At 58.3% G+C, this 20,591-nt stretch carries 20 protein-coding genes; 10 read left to right on the top strand and 10 right to left on the bottom strand.

From position 1 onward, the window contains the following. The first annotated feature begins 78 nt into the window (after positions 1 to 78). Complete coding sequence (locus tag FGO67_RS01135) at positions 79 to 756, top strand: hypothetical protein (protein ID WP_203298907.1); 678 nt, start codon at positions 79 to 81, stop codon at positions 754 to 756. 3 nt (positions 757 to 759) lie between these two features. Here the strand turns inward: FGO67_RS01135 and FGO67_RS01130 are convergent, their stop codons facing one another. Then, complete coding sequence (locus tag FGO67_RS01130) at positions 760 to 1,497, bottom strand: sulfite exporter TauE/SafE family protein (protein WP_238942207.1); 738 nt, start codon at positions 1,495 to 1,497, stop codon at positions 760 to 762. Between the two features lie 105 nt (positions 1,498 to 1,602). Here FGO67_RS01130 and FGO67_RS01125 point away from each other — a divergent pair, with 105 nt between their 5' ends. Beyond that, positions 1,603 to 2,079, top strand: coding sequence for a YchJ family protein (locus FGO67_RS01125; protein WP_203298905.1), 477 nt, complete (start codon positions 1,603 to 1,605; stop codon positions 2,077 to 2,079). Positions 2,080 to 2,096: 17 nt separating this feature from the next. On the opposite strand, the gene FGO67_RS01120 is transcribed toward FGO67_RS01125, so the two are convergent. After that, positions 2,097 to 2,978, bottom strand: coding sequence for a LysR family transcriptional regulator (locus FGO67_RS01120; protein WP_203298904.1), 882 nt, complete (start codon positions 2,976 to 2,978; stop codon positions 2,097 to 2,099). A 96-nt stretch (positions 2,979 to 3,074) separates the two neighbouring features. Between FGO67_RS01120 and FGO67_RS01115 the strand changes: the two genes are divergently transcribed. Continuing rightward, positions 3,075 to 3,944 (top strand): cation diffusion facilitator family transporter, encoded by an 870-nt coding sequence (locus FGO67_RS01115; RefSeq protein ID WP_203298903.1) that lies wholly within the window; start codon positions 3,075 to 3,077, stop codon positions 3,942 to 3,944. On the opposite strand, the gene FGO67_RS01110 is transcribed toward FGO67_RS01115, so the two are convergent. Continuing rightward, a complete protein-coding gene (locus tag FGO67_RS01110) occupies positions 3,941 to 4,324 on the bottom strand; it encodes a thiol-disulfide oxidoreductase DCC family protein (RefSeq protein ID WP_203298902.1) in 384 nt (127 codons plus the stop codon). The two genes, FGO67_RS01115 and FGO67_RS01110, sit on opposite strands and share 4 nt — an antisense overlap. Next, entirely contained in the window at positions 4,308 to 5,666 is a 1,359-nt protein-coding gene (locus FGO67_RS01105; protein ID WP_203298901.1) for a CHAD domain-containing protein, read from the bottom strand. Before FGO67_RS01105 ends, FGO67_RS01110 begins: the two co-directional genes overlap by 17 nt. A gap of 248 nt (positions 5,667 to 5,914) precedes the next feature. Between FGO67_RS01105 and FGO67_RS01100 the strand changes: the two genes are divergently transcribed. Further along, the gene (locus FGO67_RS01100; protein WP_203298900.1) at positions 5,915 to 7,591 is read left to right on the top strand and encodes a methyl-accepting chemotaxis protein; all 1,677 of its coding nucleotides are present in this window, start codon (positions 5,915 to 5,917) and stop codon (positions 7,589 to 7,591) included. Between the two features lies 1 nt (position 7,592). Here the strand turns inward: FGO67_RS01100 and FGO67_RS01095 are convergent, their stop codons facing one another. Next, positions 7,593 to 8,777, bottom strand: coding sequence for a response regulator (locus FGO67_RS01095; RefSeq protein ID WP_203298899.1), 1,185 nt, complete (start codon positions 8,775 to 8,777; stop codon positions 7,593 to 7,595). Positions 8,778 to 8,959: 182 nt separating this feature from the next. Here FGO67_RS01095 and FGO67_RS01090 point away from each other — a divergent pair, with 182 nt between their 5' ends. From FGO67_RS01090 to FGO67_RS01065, 6 genes are all read left to right on the top strand, one after another. Continuing rightward, positions 8,960 to 10,027: a TRAP transporter substrate-binding protein gene (locus FGO67_RS01090; protein WP_203298898.1), complete on the top strand. Its 1,068-nt coding sequence runs from the start codon at positions 8,960 to 8,962 to the stop codon at positions 10,025 to 10,027. Between the two features lie 129 nt (positions 10,028 to 10,156). Then, entirely contained in the window at positions 10,157 to 11,278 is a 1,122-nt protein-coding gene (gene potA, locus FGO67_RS01085) for a spermidine/putrescine ABC transporter ATP-binding protein PotA (RefSeq protein ID WP_203298897.1), read from the top strand. After that, complete coding sequence (gene potB, locus FGO67_RS01080; protein WP_203298896.1) at positions 11,271 to 12,128, top strand: spermidine/putrescine ABC transporter permease PotB; 858 nt, start codon at positions 11,271 to 11,273, stop codon at positions 12,126 to 12,128. Before potA ends, potB begins: the two co-directional genes overlap by 8 nt. Next, positions 12,128 to 12,898 carry a spermidine/putrescine ABC transporter permease PotC gene (gene potC / locus FGO67_RS01075; protein ID WP_203298895.1) on the top strand — a complete coding sequence of 257 codons (771 nt, stop codon included), beginning with the start codon at positions 12,128 to 12,130 and terminating at the stop codon, positions 12,896 to 12,898. Before potB ends, potC begins: the two co-directional genes overlap by 1 nt. Then, on the top strand, positions 12,895 to 13,935 hold the full coding sequence (locus tag FGO67_RS01070) for an extracellular solute-binding protein (RefSeq protein WP_203298894.1): 1,041 nt from the start codon (positions 12,895 to 12,897) through the stop codon (positions 13,933 to 13,935). Before potC ends, FGO67_RS01070 begins: the two co-directional genes overlap by 4 nt. Before the next feature lie 135 nt (positions 13,936 to 14,070). Next, entirely contained in the window at positions 14,071 to 16,344 is a 2,274-nt protein-coding gene (locus FGO67_RS01065) for a GGDEF domain-containing protein (protein WP_203298893.1), read from the top strand. 9 nt (positions 16,345 to 16,353) lie between these two features. Here the strand turns inward: FGO67_RS01065 and FGO67_RS01060 are convergent, their stop codons facing one another. From FGO67_RS01060 to FGO67_RS01040, 5 genes are all read right to left on the bottom strand, one after another. Beyond that, the gene (locus tag FGO67_RS01060; RefSeq protein WP_203298892.1) at positions 16,354 to 16,794 is read right to left on the bottom strand and encodes a universal stress protein; all 441 of its coding nucleotides are present in this window, start codon (positions 16,792 to 16,794) and stop codon (positions 16,354 to 16,356) included. A gap of 34 nt (positions 16,795 to 16,828) precedes the next feature. Then, complete coding sequence (locus FGO67_RS01055) at positions 16,829 to 18,115, bottom strand: TRAP transporter large permease (RefSeq protein ID WP_203298891.1); 1,287 nt, start codon at positions 18,113 to 18,115, stop codon at positions 16,829 to 16,831. A 35-nt stretch (positions 18,116 to 18,150) separates the two neighbouring features. Further along, entirely contained in the window at positions 18,151 to 18,744 is a 594-nt protein-coding gene (locus FGO67_RS01050; RefSeq protein ID WP_203298890.1) for a TRAP transporter small permease, read from the bottom strand. 123 nt (positions 18,745 to 18,867) lie between these two features. After that, positions 18,868 to 19,896 carry a TRAP transporter substrate-binding protein gene (locus FGO67_RS01045; protein WP_203298889.1) on the bottom strand — a complete coding sequence of 343 codons (1,029 nt, stop codon included), beginning with the start codon at positions 19,894 to 19,896 and terminating at the stop codon, positions 18,868 to 18,870. Between the two features lie 140 nt (positions 19,897 to 20,036). Beyond that, positions 20,037 to 20,576, bottom strand: coding sequence for a YqiA/YcfP family alpha/beta fold hydrolase (locus FGO67_RS01040; protein WP_203298888.1), 540 nt, complete (start codon positions 20,574 to 20,576; stop codon positions 20,037 to 20,039). Positions 20,577 to 20,591: the final 15 nt, after the last annotated feature.

The following is a 20,591-nucleotide window of genomic DNA, read 5'->3' as shown; positions in this document are numbered from 1 at the left end:
TGGTGTTGATTCAAAAAGCTGCCCGTTCCTTCTTTGGCAAACCGTCTCGTTTACACAGAGTAGACTGGATTATCAACGATGTATAATCCCAACAGCGTAAGACTTTGGTGGCTGGCACTCGGCGCGGCACTGGTGCCGCTGCTGACCATTCATCTCACCTTTTTTGTCTCGGTTATCGAGGGTTACGTATCGTTTTGTATCCCATACTGGGACAGCTGCACCAGCATCAGTCGAACCGGGCGCTACGGCACTGCCTATTTCATTTTCAAGGGCACGATGCTGCCGGCGGCCATCATTGGTGTGCTGTTCTGGTGGTGTAACCGGGTGTGGCTGGCGCAATTGGGGCTGCGCTCAACGTCTGTCGCCTGGGTGCCCTGGCTCGGGCTGGTTGCGGGCCTGGCCCTGGGTGCCTACACCGTGGCCCTTGGTCACGAAGGGGATGGCTTTAACCTGATGCGTCGTATTGGTGTTGTTCTCTACCTTTCCCTCACCTTCCTGTGTGAACTCCTGATCAGTTGCGCACTTCGGCTGCATCCGAACTGGAGTCGCCCGGCTCGGGGCCTGCTCGGGCTGTGTCAGCTCACGCTAGCGGTGGGTATTCTCTCGGTGCTGTTGAATGCGCTCGCGCCCGAACTCTACCGCCGAACTGACGATGCCTTTGAATGGGTCTTAGCCCTGCTTATCAATGTTCATGCCCTATGGCTGGCCTTGCTCTGGCGCAAGAGCGGGTTCCGGGTGCGGTTCTGGGTAGATTGACAGTCAAAGCGACATCAGGCCCCGCACCAGGGCTGCAATGCCGGCCACTGCTGCGATGGTCAGGATCACCGGCCGGAGTCCGTTGGCTGGCATCCGGTGTACCAGGTGGCCGGATAGCCAGAAACCGATGAGCATGCCCGGAAAGGTGAGCCCGAACAGGCGCAGCTCTCGTAGCCCCAGGTACCCGGAGTACAGCAGGGCCGCCAGGCTGAAGAAACTTGCGGTCAGGAAAAACGCTGACATGTTGGCCCGCACCAGCGGGCCTTTCTGATTCTGGTAGATCATCGCTATGGGCGGGCCGCCCACGGCGGTGATGGTGCCCATGAAAGTAGAGGCAGCCCCGGCAATGACACTGTTGCGGGCATTCAGGGCCGGGCGCAGGCCGCCAACACTCAGGGCCACGCCGGTCAGGATCAGGATGCCGAAAATCAGTTCAAAGCCTTCCGGTGACAGCACCAGGAGGATTAGCGCCGCCAGGATCGTCCCAATGGCTCCGCCCCAGATCGCAAATCGCACTTCCCGGATCGCCAGGGCACCCCGGTTACGGACCAGCATCAACACCGTCAGCACTGACGCATTCAGGATCAGTGGCGCTGGCAACAGTATGGGGCTGATCAAAAACAGCAGCGGTGCCGCCAGGGTACCAATGCCGTAACCGGCTACGCCCTGTAGGCAGGCACCGGCCAGAAGAGCGGCATTTGCGAGAAGCACCTGTAACAGGCTTAGTTCATCCAAGATCATCACCGGGTTATGGGCGGTTTGCTTTGATAACACAGCGGGCTAGCGGTTGAAACTGATAGACTGCCGGTAGCTATCAGACCATGGTGTAAGAATGGATCACGCCCGATGACAGACTCTCTCTCCAAAGACCTCGGAAAAGATACAGCCCAATGCCCCTGTGGCTCCAGCCTGGAATATTCAAGGTGTTGCCAGCCGCTGCACCGGGGTGAGGCCGCCGCCACGCCGGAGGCGCTGATGCGGTCACGGTACTGTGCCTTTGTGGGCGGGCAGGCCGACTATCTGCTGGCTACCTGGCACCCCAGTACCCGGCCGGGTGAGCTGAGTCTGGAGCAGTCGCCGGAGTGGGTCTCGCTATCCATTCTCGACAGTTCCGAGGCAGGGGATACGGGCCAGGTCCACTTCAGGGCCGTGCACCGGCTCGGTGACGGCTGGGGTTACCTGGAAGAGCGGTCTGAGTTTGTCCGGGAACAGGGGCGGTGGCTGTACCTCACCGGCGATACCAGTGAGGGTCAGCTAAAACCCGGGCGCAACGACCGTTGTCCCTGTGGCAGTGGCAAGAAATACAAAGCCTGCTGTTTGTAGTTACTGCTCAATGCCGCCTAGTGCTCTTCCTCCAGGTACGCCTCCAGTGCCGCTGCCAGCCAACCAACCACAGCGCCGCCCTGGGTCTGCTCGGATTCCAGGGCGCTGAACACTTTCCACCACTGGGCGCTGCGATGGCGGATAACGGTTAGCTGCTGTTGCCGCAGAGCTTCAGCAATCAGCGGCAGGGGCAAGTCAGCCCAGCCGGCTCCTTCGATGACCGCATCGCGAATCAGTTCATACTGGGTGAACGCCAGGAAGTTGGCGGTTTCCGGCGATTCCGCTTCCACCCGGGCATTGTTCATGTAGGCCAGGGTTACCTCCGTGTGGCTCACCAGATCGTCCTGGGTTACCCGTTTGAGCTGGCTCAGGGGGTGGTTCGGTGCTGCAACGGTCAGCATCCGCACATCGGCCAGTTCCCGGAACCATTGGTAGCCTTCGCTCTGGAGTTCCGGCATCAGGCCATAGGCGACATCCACGGACTGGTTGCGAACCAGGGTGGGCAGCTCGCGGGGCGGCGCCAGGTAAACCGACAGGCTGGTCTGGGGGAAGCGGGTTTTCAATTGCCGCAGAATATCCCGCCAAGCTGCCTCGGGCAGGGCGTCGTCCCGGGCAATTCTTAGAACGGATTCGGCGCCGCTGAGATGATGCTGGCAGCGGGCGCGGATCTGTCCGGCCACCTGATCAAAACGCCGGCAGTCGGTGACGATGGCGCTGCCAATAGGCGTTAGGTGGAGCTGGTTACCGCTGCGCTCGAACAGCTCGACACCCAGGTCATCTTCCAGTGCGGCCAGCATGGTGCTCACCGTGGTGCGGCTCCGGTTCAGTTCCCGGGCGGCCGAGGCAATGGTGCCGTTGCGGACTACGGCCAGGAACACCTTGATTTGCGATGTTTTCAACGACTGCTCTCCTTGCGACGGGTTTTCCGTCGGTCACCGACTCACGCCCGGTTGCGGGTGTCGCTAATATGGCCTTTAAATCACGGGAGAGCAAAAATGTTGATGTTAATAGCGCGGGAAAATATGGCGCTGACCCTGTCCGCCATTGCAGCGGGTCTGTTTGCGCTGGCGGGCATCAGTTGGGGTCTCTGGATCGGCTCGTTGGTGATCCTGTTTGATGGTGCCTACTCGCTGGTTAGTGTTGCGTTGTCCCTGCTGTCGCTCTATGCCGCGCGGGTGATTCGTCGCCCGGCCTGCGCTGACTACCCGTTTGGTCGCGGCGCGATTGAGCCATTGGTCATTGCGGTCAAAGGGCTGGTGATTGCGCTGGTGTGCCTGTTGTCGATGGTGTCCGCCGTTTTCGCTCTCGTTGAGGGTGGCCGTGCGGTCAGCGCCGACATGGCCATGGTGTTTGCGGCGGTGAGTGTTGTGGGTTGCCTGGCGGTATGGCTGTACCTTGCCTGGGTGGGCAAACGTGTTGGGTCCGGATTGGTGGTGGCGGAACGCCGCCAGTGGTTGATGGATACCGTGCTGAGCGCCGCCGTTCTGATCGGCTTCGGCGTGGGTGCCTGGCTGGAACAGACTTCCTGTTCGGCCCTGGCGGTATATGCGGATCCGGTGATGATGGTACTTGTTTCGGCCTATTTCATTGTCGTGCCGGTAAAAATGACGGCCGGGGCCGTTCGAGAGCTGATGCTGGCAGCGCCGCCTGAGGCGGTGGCCGACGAAGTGCACGGTGTGCTCAAGGCGGAAGGCATCCTGCCTCAACAGGTGAAGATGGTTAAGGTAGGTCCGAGCCTGATGCTGGAGATTCGTCTTCCTAGCAACTGGCCCGGCCGGATTGAGCGTCTGAAGCGTGATTTGATGCAAGAACTGGCGGAATTGCCGGTGCGACCAGCAATCTTTATCCGCAACAGCCTGGTCTAGGTCTGCTTTTCGGCTGTGCGGTTGCCAATGGCACAGGCGTACTTGCGCTCATAGCGACTGTCGGCCCAGCGCTCATAAACCCGTGATGCGACCGGGTAGATGATCGGCCAGAGTAGGGGCTTGAACAGAAACCCGAATCGGGTGTGTGACCAGGCGCGGACGTTGGCAGGCAGGCCGGTCACCCATTCCCCGGTCCACGCCATCAGGTGAAGCCGGCGAAGCAGTTGTTCGTGGCTGGGCAAGTCGGTGTTGGTGCCGCTCTGTTCGTGGATGTCGGCAAAAATCAGATTTCCGCCCTGGAGTTTGCGCAGGGTTCGGATCTCACGGGCGCACAGAGGGCACTGACCGTCGTAGAAAAGCGTGTCATAGCGGGGATCCATCAAGTCCTCCAAGGGCAAGTATCTGCTTGCGGACCTCCATTTTCCGCTGGGTTAATTGTGTTTCTAAACCGGCAACCGCCGCTGGCAAAGCTTCCGGCGAATCCCTTCGAAACTGATGCAGCAGCTGAATCTGCACCGCCAGATCCTGAAACTGGCCGAACAACTGTTGGCGAGCTTTTACTCGTTTTAGCAGTCCTTTCCATCGGTCCGGCTCCAGTTCCATCAGATACCGGGCACGCTTCAGTAACTTACGCAGGGCGTGAAGTTCTTCGTCCGATGACTCGGGTGTGAGTTCCGCCGTTTTCCGGTTGCACTGGGTGATACGTCGGTCGACGGTTGTTCGGATGTCTTTGTGACTGAGCGATCTCGAAAGTTTCTGGAAGGCGCCGGACTCGATCAGGTTGAGCCAATCCTGGCTACGCTTCTGATGGCGCTTGCTGGCCAAACGTTTATTCAAACGCTGTTGTTCGACGTCGGCCGCCTTTTCGAAATAGGTGCGCAGGCCGGTTTCCAGCTCATCGTTGCCTCCGCAAAGCTCGGGCAGCTGTTGCAGCAGTACATGCAGATCCCTCAGCTGGCTGGTGGCTCCGGCCTGTTGTTTGAGTTGCTTGACGGGCCTGGTCAACCGTTTGGAACCACTGACCTCCCGAATGGATTCAGCGATGGCGCGGCTGCGCCGCAGGGTAATCCGGTATTGATGCAGGAATTCGTCATCCAGTCCCAATTGAACCCCCGGCTCCAGATTTTTGAGCCAGTGGTGGAGACTCTGGAAGGTGTCGGCGAGGTCCCGTTTACGCCCCGTTGTGTCGGGGTTGGCGCGCTTCTTAAGTTTGCGGACAAAGTGGGTATAGCTGAATTGCTGAGGGGTCAGCAGGGCTTCCAACTTACCCTTGCCCTTGGCTTTGTCGAGCTGGTGCCAGTGGTCTACGGGGATACGCAAGTGCATGAAGCTGCCTGTCGGCAACTGCGCCGGCGACTGTTGCAACAGCCACTGGGCCAGCTCCAGCAGTGCCGGGTTGTGACCGATGACGGCAATGGTTTCCTGGTCACCCATGCTATTAAGCCAGTGCAACAGCTTTTGATGATCAAAGGTGTAGAGCTCCGGGCAGGTATGCACCCGCGTTTCGGGAAAGGTTGTCGGTAATACCCCGGCCAGGGTGGCCTGAGCCCGGGCCGCCGTGCTGGTGTGAACGTCGCCGGCAAAGGCGCCGTGATGGGCCAAAGCCACACTCAGCGGTGCCAACTGGCTTTGACCGCGGGCGTTCAGGGGGCGGTCCCGGTCACTGAGGCTGTCGTCGGCCCAACTGGATTTTGCGTGTCGGATCAGAAAAAGCTGCTTCATGGTGCAATCCCGCTGCAGGGGCTATTGGTTTAGCTGGGTTCAAGTTTGGTGGCCGGTGGCCGATAGCCGCATTTAGATCGTGCGTGAGCCAGACCAGTCTAGAGTCACGGTGAGGTCGGTGCATAGGGCGCACTGGGAGTTCCGCATTACAAATGTGGCACCGTTACTTGCCTTAACAGACTGGAACAGCACGCGACGAATCTCTGTGGATAATTCATAACTCTAATCAGTCCTCAAGGATCGTTGACATGAACTTTCTAAACACCCTTCGCATTCGCTCGCGGCTGCTTCTGGCGGTGCTGGTCCCTGTTATCCTCACCGCGGCTACTTTGGCCTGGATCACCGTCAGTCAGATTGAGGCCCATGGAGAGGCCGAGCTACAGCGGCTCAAAACGAATCTTTTGGAAACCCGGAAGAACGGTTTGAAAAACCTGGTGGATGCCGCCGAGGCGGTGGTTCTGGAAGCGAAGAACGATCCTGATTTGTCCGAAGAAGAGGCCAAGGCTGAGGCCGCCTCGCGCCTGCGCAGCATCCGATTCGACAAGACCAACTACGTGTTCGCCTACACCCGGGATGTCGTGAACCTGGCCTATGCCCCGGACCCGTCCAAGGAAGGTCCGACCAATAACCCGACCCTGAAGAAACTGGTGCGGGCACTGTTTGCGGCAGGTGAATCCGATGGCTTTTACGGTTATGACTGGATGAACCCGGGCTCCGGCAAAGAAGAGCCAAAAGTGTCCTATTCTACGGTTATTCCGGGCTGGGACTGGATGATTGGCGCCGGTGTGTACGTTACCAACATCGATCAGGAAGTCGCTGCTGCCCAGGCCGAGATTGCGGAAGGTCGAAACGCCACGATTGGTTTTATTTTGCTGGTAACGGCCATTGTTGTGGTCATTGCCATGCTGATCGGCCTTGTGGTCGGCCGCTCGGTCACCAAGCCCCTGAAGCAAGTCAGCGATATGATGCAGGAAATCGCTGACGGCGAGGGTGATCTGCGCCAGCGCCTACCGGAAGAGGGCACCGATGAGTTGTCTGAGCTGGGGCGTCGTTTCAACGCCTTTGTGATCAAGATCCAGACCACCATTCGTGAAGTCGGTGCCACCACCGATCAGGTCGCCTCCGCCGCTGAGGAATTGAGCCGGGTGGCGAACGAAACCCGTTCCTCGGTTCAGGAGCAGGGTTCAGAGACCGATCAGATTGCCTCGGCGATCAATGAAATGGCGGCGACCATCCAGCAGATCTCAGGCAATGCCAATCAGGTCGAAAGTGCCGCCTCTGATGCCGATCGCGTTGCCCGTGACGGTGGCGAAACCATTGTCAGCGCCCAGGGTTCAGTCAACAAACTGTCTGAGGAAATCGAGGAGAGTGCCCGGACCATTGATGCCCTGGCCGAGAAATCCGGCGATATTCAGCAGGTGTTGGATGTTATCCATGCGGTGACTGAACAGACTAACCTGTTGGCGCTGAATGCTGCCATTGAGGCCGCTCGGGCCGGTGAGCATGGTCGCGGTTTCTCCGTGGTCGCCGACGAGGTGCGTCAGCTGGCCAGGCGCAGTGCCGAGTCCGCCGAACAGATCCGCGAAATGGTGAATGGGTTTGTGTCAGAGTCCCGCTCGGCAGTCGACCGCATGAACATGTCCCGAGACCGGTCCTCGGAAACCGTGGCACGCATCGATCACGCTGCTACGGCGTTGGGCACTATCGAGAAATCAGTGGGTCAGATCCATGATCAGGTGACTCAGATTGCCACCGCTGCGGAGCAGCAAAGTCAGGTGGCCGAGGAAATTAACCAGAATGTGGTGCGTATCGTTGATGCCGCTCAGCGCAGCGACACCGGCGTGACCCAGACCAACGAGGCGAGCCACGAACTGGCCCGCTTGGGCGAAACCCTGCGAGAGCTGGTGGGCCAGTTCAAAGTCTGAGCTAGAGCCCCTCAGTCTGCTTGATCAGTTCCCTGAGCCTGCGCGAACGGCGGGCTCGGGACATCAGGGTGGTGAGCAGGTAGTCCGGGTCAAACGGTTTTATGATGTAGTCGTCGCCCCCCAGGGCAGCGCCCATGATCTTCTGGTCCGGGTGGGTTTCGGTGGTCAGGAACAGGATTGGCACGGGATCCAGCCTGCGGTCCTGGCGGAGGACCGCCGCCAGTTCGGTGCCGGATACGTCCGGCATGATCACATCCAGCAAAATTATGTCCGGTTCGAATGCCCGCGCTGCGTCCAGTGCGGCCATGGGATCACTCACCGGGTAAACTGCCAGTCCGGCCTGCTCCAGAAGCACCTGGTTCACCTGCAGGGTGGTTTCATCGTCGTCCACCATCAGGATCCGGAACGGCGGCGCATCTTTGCGATCGGTGAACTCATGGGCCAGGTCGATCAGTTCGGTCTGGGTAATCGGCTTCGCCAGGTAGCGTGAGGCGCCCGATCGGAACGCGGCAAGCCTCGCTTCCATGTCATCCCGGACCGACAGGAAGGCAACCGGCGGCAACCGCCCGACCGTGCGTTTCAGCAACTCGATAACGCGAGGGCCGGCGTTGCGTTCGTTGCCGAAGATGACATCCATGATGATCAAATCGGGGGTTGGCAATACCTCGAAGGTGTCGCCGTAGATGGTGGCAGACAAAAACACCTGGGCGTCGAAACCGGCTGCCTCCAGCCACAGCAGCATTTCATTGGCGACCAGTTCATTGTCTTCAATGATGTGGATTTTACGGCTGCCGGGGAAGAACCGCTGATCCACCTCAGGCTCTGGGTCAAAATCCATGGTGCGCATACTTTGCACCAACTCAAGCATGTCTTTTTGCTTGTCTTCCGGATCACGTGAACTGGTGCTGAACCAGCCATCAATCAGGTCAAGCAGCTGCTTGGCGGCGTCGGACACCGAGTGAAGGCCAACCGAGCCGGCGGAACCGGCCAGTTTGTGGACCTCCTGGTAGGTCATGTTGAGGCCTGAACGCACGGCAGCGCCGTCTTCGGCGTATTCACGGTCCACCGGAATGGTGCTGATCAGGTACTCCAGCCGGTCCAGTCGCTTCGGGAGTCGTTCCGCGTAGCTTCGTCGTAACTGTTTCAGGCGCGCCTGCGGATTATCAAGATCTTTTTCGGTGGCCATGTACATTGTCCAGAATCCGTTCGCGTTGGTTGGAGAATACCCATCCTACTATGGAACATAGCCCAATCGTTGGGGCGAATCCAGTAAGCTGAGAGTAGGGCTTGGCGGGGTGCTTGGTCCCAAGCTAGTATTGGTTCGGGACAAAAAATATCTACATAACAATCGGATCAATGGTGCCAACAATGATAACTCGCCCGCTAAAAATAGCCGCGCTTGCGCTGCTGTTTGCTTTCAGCTCAATCAGCCTGGCTGAGGACAGTTTCACGCTGCGCCTTGCGCAGACCTGGGGCCCGAATTCACCGATTCTCGGCGAAACCGTAGAACACATGGCCAACATGGCCGAGACCATGTCCAATGGCCGGCTGAAGATTCGTATCGACGCCTCCAACAAGCACAAGGCGCCGTTCGGCATCTTCGATCTGGTCCGTAATGGTCAGTACGACATGGGCCACACGGCGTCCTATTACTACAAGGGCACCATCCCCAACGCCATGTACTTCACCACCGTGCCGTTCGGCATGATCGCCCCGGAGCAATACGCCTGGTTCTACCACGGCGAGGGCATGGAGCTGATGCGCAAAGTTTATGAGCCGTACGGCTTGCTGTCGTTCCCGGGTGGTAACACCGGCAACCAGATGGGTGGATGGTTCCGTGAGGAGATCAATTCCCTGGAAGACCTGAAAGGCATCAAGATGCGCACGCCAGGTTTTGCCGGTGAAGTGATGTCGGAGTTGGGGGTTGCCGTCACCAATATTCCGCCGGGCGAACTTTACAGCGCACTGGAGCGTGGCACCATCGATGCTCTGGAGTGGGTAGGTCCGGCCCTGGACTTCAGCATGGGTTTCCATCAGATCGCCAAGAACTACTACTCGGGCTGGCAGGAGCCGGGCGCTGAAGTGCAGTTCCTGATCAACAAGGAGACCTGGGACAAGCTGCCCAAGGATCTGCAGGAAGTGTTGCGAGTGGCCATGCGCACCGCCGCCTATGATATGTACATCCAAAGCACCCACGAAAGCGGCGTGGCCTGGGATAAGATGAAAGAGAACTACCCGGACGTGACCCATAGAACCTTCCCGCCGGAAGTTATAGAGGCCCTGCGCAGCGCCACCAACAAGTTGCTTAAGCAGGCCGCCGAGAGCGACCCGTTGGCGAAAGAGATCATCACCTCCCAGCGTGAGTATCTGCGCCAGGTGCGTCAGTGGACCAATATTTCGGACAAGGCCTACCTCGACAGCGTAGCCGGAGAATAACGGAGAAGCAGGCATCAGCCTTTAATGGGCTGTCAGTAAGGGGCGTCGGGGTTTCGGATTATCCCAACGCCCCTTTTTGTTTGCGCTGCTTTCTGAAAAAATAGCTTGCTCATTCCTTGGGCAGGTCCGATGAAGAAGACACTCCTTTCACTGCGCGAACTTTCCAAACATTTTGGCGACAAGACCGTCCTCGATGCCCTGAACCTCGACATCCTGGATGGCGAGTTCATTACTCTTTTGGGGCCATCAGGCTGTGGCAAAACCACGCTGCTGAGACTGATAGCGGGTTTCGAGCACCCGGATGCCGGCACTATTACCCTTGATGGCACCGACCTTACCCAGGTGCCGCCTGAACACCGGCCACTGAATACCGTCTTCCAGCACTATGCACTGTTCCCCCATATGTCGGTCTTCGACAACGTGGCTTACGGCCTGAAAATGGAGAAGCGGCCCAAGGACGAGATTCGCCAGCGGGTAGACGAAGTGCTGGCAATGGTCCAACTGCAGGACTTCGCCCGGCGCAAGCCCCATCAGCTCTCCGGTGGCCAGCAGCAACGGGTGGCGATTGCCCGCGCCGTGGTCAAACGCCCACGCCTGTTGTTGTTGGATGAACCCCTGTCGGCTCTGGACTACAAGCTGCGCCGAACCATGCAGGTTGAGCTGAAGCGCCTGCAGCGGGAGCTGGGCATCACCTTTGTGTTTGTGACTCACGATCAGGAAGAAGCCCTGTCCATGTCGGACCGGGTCGTGGTGCTCAAGGGCGGCTTGGTGCAGCAGCTGGGAACCCCGCGGGAAGTGTATGAACGGCCGGCCAACCTGTTTACCGCCGGCTTTGTCGGCGAGACCAATCTCTTTCCAGGCCGTGTGTTGAGCCAGGCCGACGATAGCATTTCGGTGGACGTGCTTGGCTTCAAACGCACACTGCGGCGACCGGGCTTTAAAGTGCAGGACGGCCAGCCAGTGCACGTTCTGCTGCGTCCGGAGGATATTCGGGTGCTGGACCCAGATGGTGATCAGGGGGTGGCCGGAAAAATCGTTGAGCGTAACTACAAGGGCAGTACCCTGGACTCGGTGATCCAGCTGGAAGACGGTACCGAAGTACTGGCCAGTGAGTTCTTTGATGAGGATGACCCCATGTTCGATTACCGCCTTGGCGAGCCGGTCAGGGTAAGCTGGGTCGACGGCTGGGAATGGTTGCTTCCGGAAGAAGCGGGTGAGATCGCCGACAGGGAATTGTCGGCTGATGCATAGTATCCGGCAACAACCGTTCAAAACCGCCGTGCTGGCTCTGGTCTGGGGTTGGTTGCTGTTCCTGGTGCTGGCCCCCAACCTGCTGGTGGTGGGGGCCAGCGTGATGACGCGCGACCCGGCCACGTTCCTGTCCCTGCCGCTCAACCTCGATGCTTACCGGCAGCTGTTCGATCCGCTGTACCTGGATGTTTTCCTACACTCCCTGTACATGGCGGCGATGACCACGTTGATCTGCCTGCTGATCGGCTACCCGTTCGCGTGGGCGCTATCGAAAGTGGCCAGGCAGCGGCAGTTGCTGCTGATCTTCCTGTTGATCGTGCCGTTCTGGACCAATTCCCTGGTGCGCACCTACGCTCTGAAACTGATTCTGGCCACCAATGGCCTGCTGAACAAGGCGTTGCTGTCGGTGGGGCTGATCGAGGAACCCCTGCAGATGTTGTACACCGAAGGGGCGGTGATCATTGGTCTGGTGTACCTGCTGCTGCCGTTTATGATCCTGCCGCTGTACTCGGTATTTGACGACCTGCGCCAGGAGCTCCTTTTAGCTTCTCACGATCTGGGCGCGGGCCGCCTGGCGACTTTTGTTCACGTGATTGTGCCGCTGACCCTTCCGGGCGTGCTAGCCGGTGTAATGCTGGTATTGCTGCCGGCCATGGGGCTGTTTTTTGTGCCGGACATCTTGGGCGGGTCCCGCAACCTGTTGGTGGGCAATGTCATCAAGAACCAGTTCCTGGATGCCCGGAACTGGCCGTTCGGCGCAGCCGCCAGTATTTTGCTGACGTTGGCCATGGCGCTGCTGATGTTTGCTCATAAACTGAGCAAGCGGCGCCTGGGTGAGGAGGGCGCCTGATGAAAACCTGGCTGCCCAGAACCTACCTGACCCTGGTGTACATCCTGCTGTACGTGCCCATTGTGGTGCTGGTGGTGTTTTCGTTTAATGATGCCCGCACCGGTTACGACTGGGGCGGGCTGAGCTTGCGCTGGTACGAGGCATTGTTCAATAACACTGCCATGGTCCGGGCTATGTGGAATTCCCTTTGGCTGGCCTTGTCTGCGGCCACCGTGTCGACCCTGATTGGCGCGCTGACGGCGCTGGCACTACACCGCTACCGGTTCCGGGGCAAACGGGTACTCAACGGCATGCTGTTTGTGGTGATGATGTCGCCGGAAATAGTGCTGGCGATCTCCCTGCTGGCGCTGTTTCTGCTGGTGGGTTTGCAGCTTGGCTACGTGTCACTGTTGCTGGCCCACGTTACCTTTTGCCTGCCGTTTGTGGTGATTACCGTGATGGCCCGGCTCAGCGGGTTTGACGAAAGCCTGCCCGAGGCGGCCCGGGATCTGGGAGCCAGCGATTTCATCATGACCCGGACCGTACTGATACCGGCGATCATGCCGGCGTTGCTGGCGGGCTGGCTGCTGGGCTTTACCCTGTCCCTGGACGATGTGGTGGTGAGTACCTTCGTCAGTGGCCCAAGTTATGAAATTCTGCCCCTGCGCATCTATTCTATGGTGCGCGTGGGCCTGAAGCCCGAGGTGAACGCCCTCGGCACCCTGTTGCTGGTGTTTTCACTGGTCATGCTGATGTTGTCCCAATGGATTCTGATAAGGAGCAAACGATGAAGAAACTGGCACTGGCCGGCCTGCTGGCGGTAAGTCTGACAGGCTGCAGTTCCGAGGAGCCCAAGGTCCTCAACCTGTACAACTGGTCTGAGTACATGCCTCAGGAAGTACTCAACCGGTTCCAGGAAGAAACGGGCATTCAGGTGGTCTACACCACCTACGACAGCAACGAAGCCATGTACGCCCGGTTGAAGTTGCTGGACGACAGCGCGGCCTACGATCTGGCGATCCCATCGACCTATTACGTCAGCAAGATGCGTCAGGAAGAATTGTTGATGCCCATCGATCGCAGCAAGATCGAAGGCTTTGATAACCTGGATCCGGAGTTGGTGAATCTGGATATCGACCCTGGCAACCAGTACAGCGTGCCTTACCTTTGGGGCACTACCGGGTTGGCCGTGGACACCTCCGACATTGAGGGCGAGCCGGTGACCGCCTGGGAAGACCTGTGGGATGAGCGCTTTGAGGGCAAGGTCATGCTGACCAACGACATGCGCGAAGTCTTCCATGTGGGCCTGCGGGTGCTGGGTTACTCCGGCAACAGCACCAATCCGGAGGAGATTGAAGCCGCATACGAAAAGCTGACCGAGTTGATGCCATCGGTGCGCACCTTCAATTCTGATGCGCCGCGCATGCCTTACCTTGAAGGCGAAACCGACGTCGGCATGATCTGGAACGGCGAAGCGGTGATGGGCAAGGACACCATGCCGTCACTGGAGTATGTTTACCCGCAGGAAGGCATCATCGCCTGGCTCGACAGTTTCGTGATTCCGAAGAACGCCAAGAACCCGGAAGCTGCACACCAGTTCATCAGCTTCGTGCTGCGGCCGGAAATTTCCGCCCTGATCAGTGAAGAAATCGGTTACGCGACACCAAATCTGGCGGCTCGCGAGGTGCTGGACGACGAGGTGGCGAACAACCGAGCGAGTTATCCGACCGCGCAGGATATGCTGAATGCTGAGTTCCAGACCGACATCGGTGATGACGCCCTGCAGATCTATGCCAAGTACTGGGAAATGCTGAAATCCGGGCGCTAAATCCGGTCTTGGTTAAGGACGTGCACTTGAAAGGGAGGCTTAGGCCTCCTTTTTTTATTGGCGATGGGGCCGATATGTGTTGTATTGATCTATAGTTGATGTTTGATTTTTAGCCAGTTCAGGTCCCCAAACCAGATGCCTGTGGCCCGTTCTCTGCACCTGATCATTCTTCTTTTGCTGGCTCTGATGCTGCCCGGCATAGTCACGGCTGCATCTCAGCCGGTGGCCGAGGGTTGGGAATATCGTTGGGGGGATTCAACCTTTGACGCCGATGGCACCCCCGACTGGGTTCAACAGGACGCCCCGGGTGAGTGGCAAAGTATCGGCTTTCCCTCTAATCCACCGGGTCGCAATGGACAGGAGCATGTCTGGTACCGGGTGACGCTGCCCTCCGGCGAGTGGCAGGAACCCGTGCTCTACATATTCAGTGTCGACATCATCTTTCAGGTTTATCTGGGCGATGAAAAAATCTACCAGTACGGCACGTTTCATAGTGACGGTCGAGGCTCGTTCGAGGGCTGGCCCTGGCACGCCATACCGCTTCCTGACAACTACTCAAACGAGCCGATCTACTTCCGGGTGTTTTCGGACTACACCGACATTGGCTTGTGGGGTGAAGTCGCGATCATGGATTACACCGATCTGGTGCTGTATATCCTGAAAAACTCCCTGAAGGCATTGATCGTGGCGGGCTTTGCCGCACTGATTGCGGTCTTGACGCTGATTTTTTCTTTGCTGCAAACGGAAAAAAAGACTTTTGTCTGCATTGCCTTGTTTGCCATGTCCTCCGGCCTGATGCTGGTGGCCGAAAGCCAGGCCAGCCTGCTGATCATTTACCAGCCTCTGCTGTGGGATTATTTAGCGGCCGGCTCCTACTACATGCTGCCGGTTGCGCTGGCGCTGATGCTGGAGCACTGGCTGTCAGACCACCGGCCCTGGCTCATCAACCGGATCTGGAAGCTGCATCTGGTATACCTGGTGGGCGCAATCGGGTTTTCGTTGTCTGGGCTAGTCGACTTGTCGTCGACATTTCCTGTGTTTGATGCCTTGTTCCTGATAACGGTGACCTTGCTGGCCACGGTGGCTGTGAGCCGGTTCCGTCACCTTCTGCGCGAGCAGCGAGTTTTGCTACTGACGTATGGTGTCTTCTGTGCGTTACTGGTTGCGGATATGGCGGTGGCTCATGGTGTCTTGCCCTGGACCCGGGTGCCCGTCAGCTGGGGCATCCTGGTGTTCCTGCTGGCTGTGGTGGTGATTGCCCTGTGGCATTACGCACGCACTCAAAAGGCGCTGACCCAGTTGGCGATCTCACTGGAGCAGAAGGTGGCGGAGCGCACCGCACGGGCAGAATCATTGGCCCTCCGTGAGCAGGCGCGGGTGCGGCTACTGACCTTTGAAAACGAGAAAAACCGAGTGCTCGGCGATATGATCAGCCAGTTGCAGGACTGTCTGAACTTGGGCCAGGCCTACGCTGTGCTGGCGAGCAGTATGCCCGACCTGTGCAGCCCCCTGCGCGGTGCCCTATATCGGCGCACACCCAATGCGGCTTATGAGCGGCTCATGCAATGGGGGCTGGAAGGCGAGCATCCGGCCATGCCGCTCCAGCTGGATACCAGCGAAGGGCTGCCCCGGCCCTCGGAAGTGGCGCCTGCCTCGCTCGAGGCGTCAGCTTCAGCCCGGCGTCGGGCGAAAACAGACCTGCTGTGTTTCTGGATTAACGTGGAATCGGCCAGCGATGGCTTGGTGACCGATAGCGTGTTGTTGCTGGAGAGTGAAGGTCTATTCGATTCCGCCGAGAGCGAATACGGCGTGGCCCGGCTGTTTGCGGCCCTGAACCAGGCTATTCAGCGAATCGGAATCACCCTGTCCAGTATTTCCCTGCGTGAGGAACTGCAAAAGTTTTCCTACGAAGACGCGTTAACGGGTCTGAAAAACCGGCGCTACTTCGATCAGCTTTATCAGCACCAGTGTGCCGTGGCTCAGCGCGGCCGCACCCCGCTGTCCTTGTTGGTCGTTGATATCGACCATTTCAAAGTCTTCAACGACACCCACGGGCACGAAGCGGGTGACCGGGCACTGCAATCCGTTGCCTCTGTGTTGCTGAACCAGTTCAGGGAAAGCGACATTGTGTGCCGTTTTGGCGGCGAAGAGTTTGTGGTGATTCTGCCGGGGGCGCTGACCGATGATGGTCGGGAGCGGGCGCAGAGCCTGTGCGATGCTGTGGCTAAGGTTGATGTGGTTTTCGAGGGCCGGAATCTTGGCCCGGTGACGGTGTCGGTGGGCGTGGCCAGTTGGCCGGAGGCTGATAGCGAGCCGCACCAGCTGCTCAGTCTCGCTGACCAGGCGCTATACCAGGCCAAGGAAGAAGGGCGTAATCGGGTCTGGATCCACGGAGGCCAGGTCGCCTAGGAATACGAGTCAGACCACAAGCACAGGGCACTTGGCGTTGGACGCCACCCGATGGGAGACGCTGCCGAGCAGGATGCCGTCTTTGTCGCTGTGAGTACCCTTGGTACCCACAACGATCAGGTCGGCTTCCTTGTCCTGAGCGAACTTTATGATCACTTTTGACGGCCGGCCGCCTTTGACAAAGCCGCGTACCTTGGTGGCGCCGTGCGACTTTGCCAGATCTTTGGCGTGGTTGACCACCTCTTTGGCGTATTCCGAGAGCACCTTGTCCGGGATATCCATGCCAGGAGGCCTGCCAATCGATAGTGAAGCCTCGAACAGGCTATGGTGCTTGTACACGCACAGCAGATAGATCTCGGCATCGGTTAGCTGCTGCAGTTCAATGGCCTTGTCCATGGCCTTGAGGGATGTCTTGGAGCCATCAACAGCGACCAGGATCCTTTTGAACATGGTTCTCTCCTTAAGCCTCAGGGCCGGTTGCGGGTTAGTCCCTGAAGGCAACGTCACGCAGGAACAGGGCAATATCCGGGAACGCGATGATCAACCCGGCGGCTGCCACCAGGATGAAGATGAACGGCGGCGTACCCCGGATCACCTCTAGATAAGGCCGCTTGAAGATGGCGATGGCGGTGAATATGTCACAGCCAAACGGCGGCGTCGCCGAGCCGATAGCCACCTGCAGAGTAATGAGCACGCCTACCAGAACCGGATCCAGTCCCGTGGATTGTATGGCCGGCGCAAAGATTGGCGTCAGTACCAGGATGACCACGATCGGATCGACGAACATGCAGGCGATGAAGAACGCCACGCAGATTGCGACCAACACGCCGACCGGACCAGCCTCGTTAACGCCAACGGCTTCCAGAATGGCTTGCGGGATCTGGGCAAACGAGATAATCCACGAAAAGCCATTGCCCACGGCGACCAGGATGAACACCACGGCGGTGATCAGGCCGGTGGACTTGGCAATGCGGTAGATATCCGCCAGTTTCAGCTCGCGGAACACTACGAATTCCAGCAGGAAGGCGTAGAGCACGCACACCGCAGCCGCCTCGGTCGGGCTGAAAATGCCGCCGTAGATACCGCCAACGATGATCACCGGGAAAAACAGTGGCCACAGGGCGTCGCGGACCGACACCGCGCGTTGGCCCCAGGAGGCTTTTTCCTCTGTGGGCACGTTGTTCTTATAGGCGTAGATCAGGCAGTAGATCGAAAACATAAACAGGATCAGGACGCCCGGCCCGATACCGGCGATGAACAGCTCGGCAATGGAGGTTCCCGAGATAACCCCGTAAATGATCATGCCAATGCTGGGCGGGATCAGGAAGGCAATGTCACTGGCGTTGATGATCAGGGCCAGGGTAAACGGGTCTGAGTAGCCGGCTTTCAGCATTTTCGGACGGAGCGGCGAGCCGACGGCGACCACGGTAGCCTGGGTGGACCCGGAAACGGCACCAAACAGCGTGCAGGAGGTTGCGGTGCTGATCGCCAGCCCGCCTTTGAAGTGGCCAATGAAGGCCATGACCATATTGATCAACCGGTCGGCCGACTGGCCTCGGGTCATGATGTCAGCAGCCAGGATGAACATGGGCACGGCAATCAGCGAGGCTGGCCGGATTCCCCCCATCATCTGCTGGATAAAGGTGCCCATCTGGCCAAAGCCATCGAACATCGTTACAAAGCCGAACACCGCGGCGGCGATCAGCGGAACCATCATCGGGAAGCCGAGCAGCAACAACCCGATCATGATCAACATCATTGTAGTTGCCATGTTTTTCTATCCTTACCTGGTATCAGCTGCGTGGTTCATACTTCCGATTCGGTATCGCTGTAGCCATCAACCACTCCGGTTGAGAGATACACATCCTTGCTGGTCAAGTTCTTGACGGCCGTTAGAAAGTACTGAATGCCGGTTATGGCAAAGCCGACGGGTGCCCAGACATAGATCCACCAGATTTCGAAACCGAGCGCGGGCAGGATCCGGCCGCGATTGTAGAGAGTCTCGACGTAACCGAATGAGTGATAACACAGGAAAAACATCACCACGGAGGTGAAGAGGGCAATAAAGATCATCAGGACCTTGCGGCCTTTGGCGGGGAAGGCGTCGTAGACCGCAGACATACGGATGTGGCGACCATGGCGTGCGGCGTAGCCGATACCGGCAAAGGTGATCAGGATGATGAGGATCCGGTTAATCTCACCGGAGAAGAACAGCCCTTCGCCAAAGACAAAGCGTGCAATGACGTTTACGCAGGTATTAACGGCCATCAGGATGACCCCAACCGCCAGCATTACCGCTTCAATCTTACTGATCCAGACATCGATGGTTCCCAGAAACCCGGGCAGGCCCGATTCGTAGCTGCCTGTATCGTCCTCTAGATCCGGGGAGTTCTCGGACATGAGTTCTGCTCCAGAACATGCTGCGCCCGGCCGGTAGGCTGTCCCCGGCGGCGCGGGGTTAAGAGACAGGCCCGTCGGCTGGCGCCGGCGGGCCGTGGTGCATCAGGAATGATGCGGGTCAGATTATTTGCTCTGAACTTCTTTCAGGTCTTCCTTGAACTGGTTCAGCAGCTCTTTGCCGCTTTCGCCGGTCATTTCGATGTACTTCTTCTCGACCTGCGGAGCGCGATCCTTGAATGCCTTGATCTGCTCGGCGTTCAGACGGGTCACAGTAACTTCGTCAGAGGCCTTCTGAATCTTGGCCAGTGCTTCGTCGGCCAGACCGTCAATGTGCTTGATGATTTCTTCGAACGCGAAGTCGGCTGCGCGCTGCACCAGCATTTTGTCCTGGGCGTTGAGGTTCAGGTAGAACTCCTGGTTCGCCATCATGGCGGTGGTGAACCAGCCGTGGCTGGTGAAGACCAGGTTCGGGGATACTTCGTACAGACCGCCGGATTCGATCCAGAAAATCGGGTTTTCCTGACCTTGAATCATGTTGGTCTGCAGGGCACCGTACACTTCACCCCAGGGCAGCGGAGTCGGGGTGGCGCCAAAGGCGCTGTAGGTTTCCGACAGCAGCGGGTTGGTCATAACCCGGATCTTCTTGTTGTTGAAGTCCTCCGGCTTGGTTACCGGCTCGTCCACGGTGACGACCATCTCGCCTTCCGGGTACATCTTCAGCAGCTCAAGACCCTTTTCTGCATACAGCTCGGGGAAGTCTTCGTTGATCGCTTCGCTTTCACGGAAGAATTTGATGACCGTGTCCATGTCGGTGGGCATCAGGTAAGGGATGAAGAAGATCTGTGCTTCCGGAATCAGGGCGCCGGTGAAACCGGGGGACTGGTTAACGAAGTTCAGAATGCCAGCCTGGGTCTGCTCCATGATGTCGTCAGACTCGCCGAGTTCGCCGAAGCGATAGATCTGGAGGGTGTGCTCGGAGTTGTTTTCGATATATTCCTTGAACTTATACGCGAACACGTCCTGAACGTCGCCTTCATATTCCTCGTGCGCATAACGCCAGTTGGCGGCGTTGACCGAGTTGGCGGCGGTCATGGCCGCAAAAGCGAACGCTGAAATTCCGGCCAGCTTCTTGAGTTTGCTCATCCTGCTCATCAGTTTTCTCCGTCCGTTTTATGACTGAAACTTATTATTCCATTAATAAAGACTGGCAAAACAACGACGTTTTCGCAAGGAAACTACCAAAACAATAATTTCAAGCCATGCTTTTGAACTGATATTGCAAGTGCATGAAATTAGGCTTTATTCAGGTCGGAGCGGCAAAGTTCGAGAAACAGCCGGAACTCCGAGACCACCCGATCGACACTGTTCTCGAGCCGATGGGCATCGGGCAGCACCAGCGCCGGCAGCGCCTGTTCACGCGCCAGCTCAAGCACGGGTTTGACCGGCACCACGTCATCGTCCCAGCCGTGAATGATTTGGCAGTGTTGGGCCTGAATCTTGGGGCTGGACTGCGGGTAGTCGGCCATGGCCAGTGCGGGGGCCAGCAGGAAGCACCCGAGTACGGGCGATTCGGCGCTGGTTTGAGCACACACCCAGCCGCCCATGCTCGATCCCGCTAACACTGTTCTTGCCGGATCGGCGCCGGCCTCGGCCATGGCTGCTGCCATCTGCTCGAGCCGCTCCGCCGGAACTTTGGTGCTGCGATGATCAACAGCAATGGCGGTTACCTCGGAGAAACTCTCCGCAACCGCTTTCATGGCCTGAATCTTGGTGCCACCGGGGCCGCTTTCCAGGCCGTGGGATAGAAATACGTGAAGGTCGGGCGTTGTCATGGTTCCTACTCTGGA

Source organism: Marinobacter sediminum (assembly GCF_016820575.1).
Lineage (GTDB): Bacteria > Pseudomonadota > Gammaproteobacteria > Pseudomonadales > Oleiphilaceae > Marinobacter > Marinobacter sediminum.
The sequence above is the reverse complement of the archived record's forward strand: the minus strand, read 5'-3'. Positions and strand labels throughout refer to the sequence as shown.

Coding starts and splice junctions, on each gene's coding strand:
- FGO67_RS01135 (WP_203298907.1), top strand. CDS start 79: ATGTATAATCCCAACAGCGTAAGACTTTGGTGGCTGGCACTCGGCGCG.
- FGO67_RS01130 (WP_238942207.1), bottom strand. CDS start 1,497: ATGATCTTGGATGAACTAAGCCTGTTACAGGTGCTTCTCGCAAATGCC.
- FGO67_RS01125 (WP_203298905.1), top strand. CDS start 1,603: ATGACAGACTCTCTCTCCAAAGACCTCGGAAAAGATACAGCCCAATGC.
- FGO67_RS01115 (WP_203298903.1), top strand. CDS start 3,075: ATGTTGATGTTAATAGCGCGGGAAAATATGGCGCTGACCCTGTCCGCC.
- FGO67_RS01110 (WP_203298902.1), bottom strand. CDS start 4,324: ATGGATCCCCGCTATGACACGCTTTTCTACGACGGTCAGTGCCCTCTG.
- FGO67_RS01105 (WP_203298901.1), bottom strand. CDS start 5,666: ATGAAGCAGCTTTTTCTGATCCGACACGCAAAATCCAGTTGGGCCGAC.
- FGO67_RS01100 (WP_203298900.1), top strand. CDS start 5,915: ATGAACTTTCTAAACACCCTTCGCATTCGCTCGCGGCTGCTTCTGGCG.
- FGO67_RS01095 (WP_203298899.1), bottom strand. CDS start 8,777: ATGGCCACCGAAAAAGATCTTGATAATCCGCAGGCGCGCCTGAAACAG.
- FGO67_RS01090 (WP_203298898.1), top strand. CDS start 8,960: ATGATAACTCGCCCGCTAAAAATAGCCGCGCTTGCGCTGCTGTTTGCT.
- potA (WP_203298897.1), top strand. CDS start 10,157: ATGAAGAAGACACTCCTTTCACTGCGCGAACTTTCCAAACATTTTGGC.
- potB (WP_203298896.1), top strand. CDS start 11,271: ATGCATAGTATCCGGCAACAACCGTTCAAAACCGCCGTGCTGGCTCTG.
- potC (WP_203298895.1), top strand. CDS start 12,128: ATGAAAACCTGGCTGCCCAGAACCTACCTGACCCTGGTGTACATCCTG.
- FGO67_RS01070 (WP_203298894.1), top strand. CDS start 12,895: ATGAAGAAACTGGCACTGGCCGGCCTGCTGGCGGTAAGTCTGACAGGC.
- FGO67_RS01065 (WP_203298893.1), top strand. CDS start 14,071: ATGCCTGTGGCCCGTTCTCTGCACCTGATCATTCTTCTTTTGCTGGCT.
- FGO67_RS01060 (WP_203298892.1), bottom strand. CDS start 16,794: ATGTTCAAAAGGATCCTGGTCGCTGTTGATGGCTCCAAGACATCCCTC.
- FGO67_RS01055 (WP_203298891.1), bottom strand. CDS start 18,115: ATGGCAACTACAATGATGTTGATCATGATCGGGTTGTTGCTGCTCGGC.
- FGO67_RS01050 (WP_203298890.1), bottom strand. CDS start 18,744: ATGTCCGAGAACTCCCCGGATCTAGAGGACGATACAGGCAGCTACGAA.
- FGO67_RS01045 (WP_203298889.1), bottom strand. CDS start 19,896: ATGAGCAGGATGAGCAAACTCAAGAAGCTGGCCGGAATTTCAGCGTTC.
- FGO67_RS01040 (WP_203298888.1), bottom strand. CDS start 20,576: ATGACAACGCCCGACCTTCACGTATTTCTATCCCACGGCCTGGAAAGC.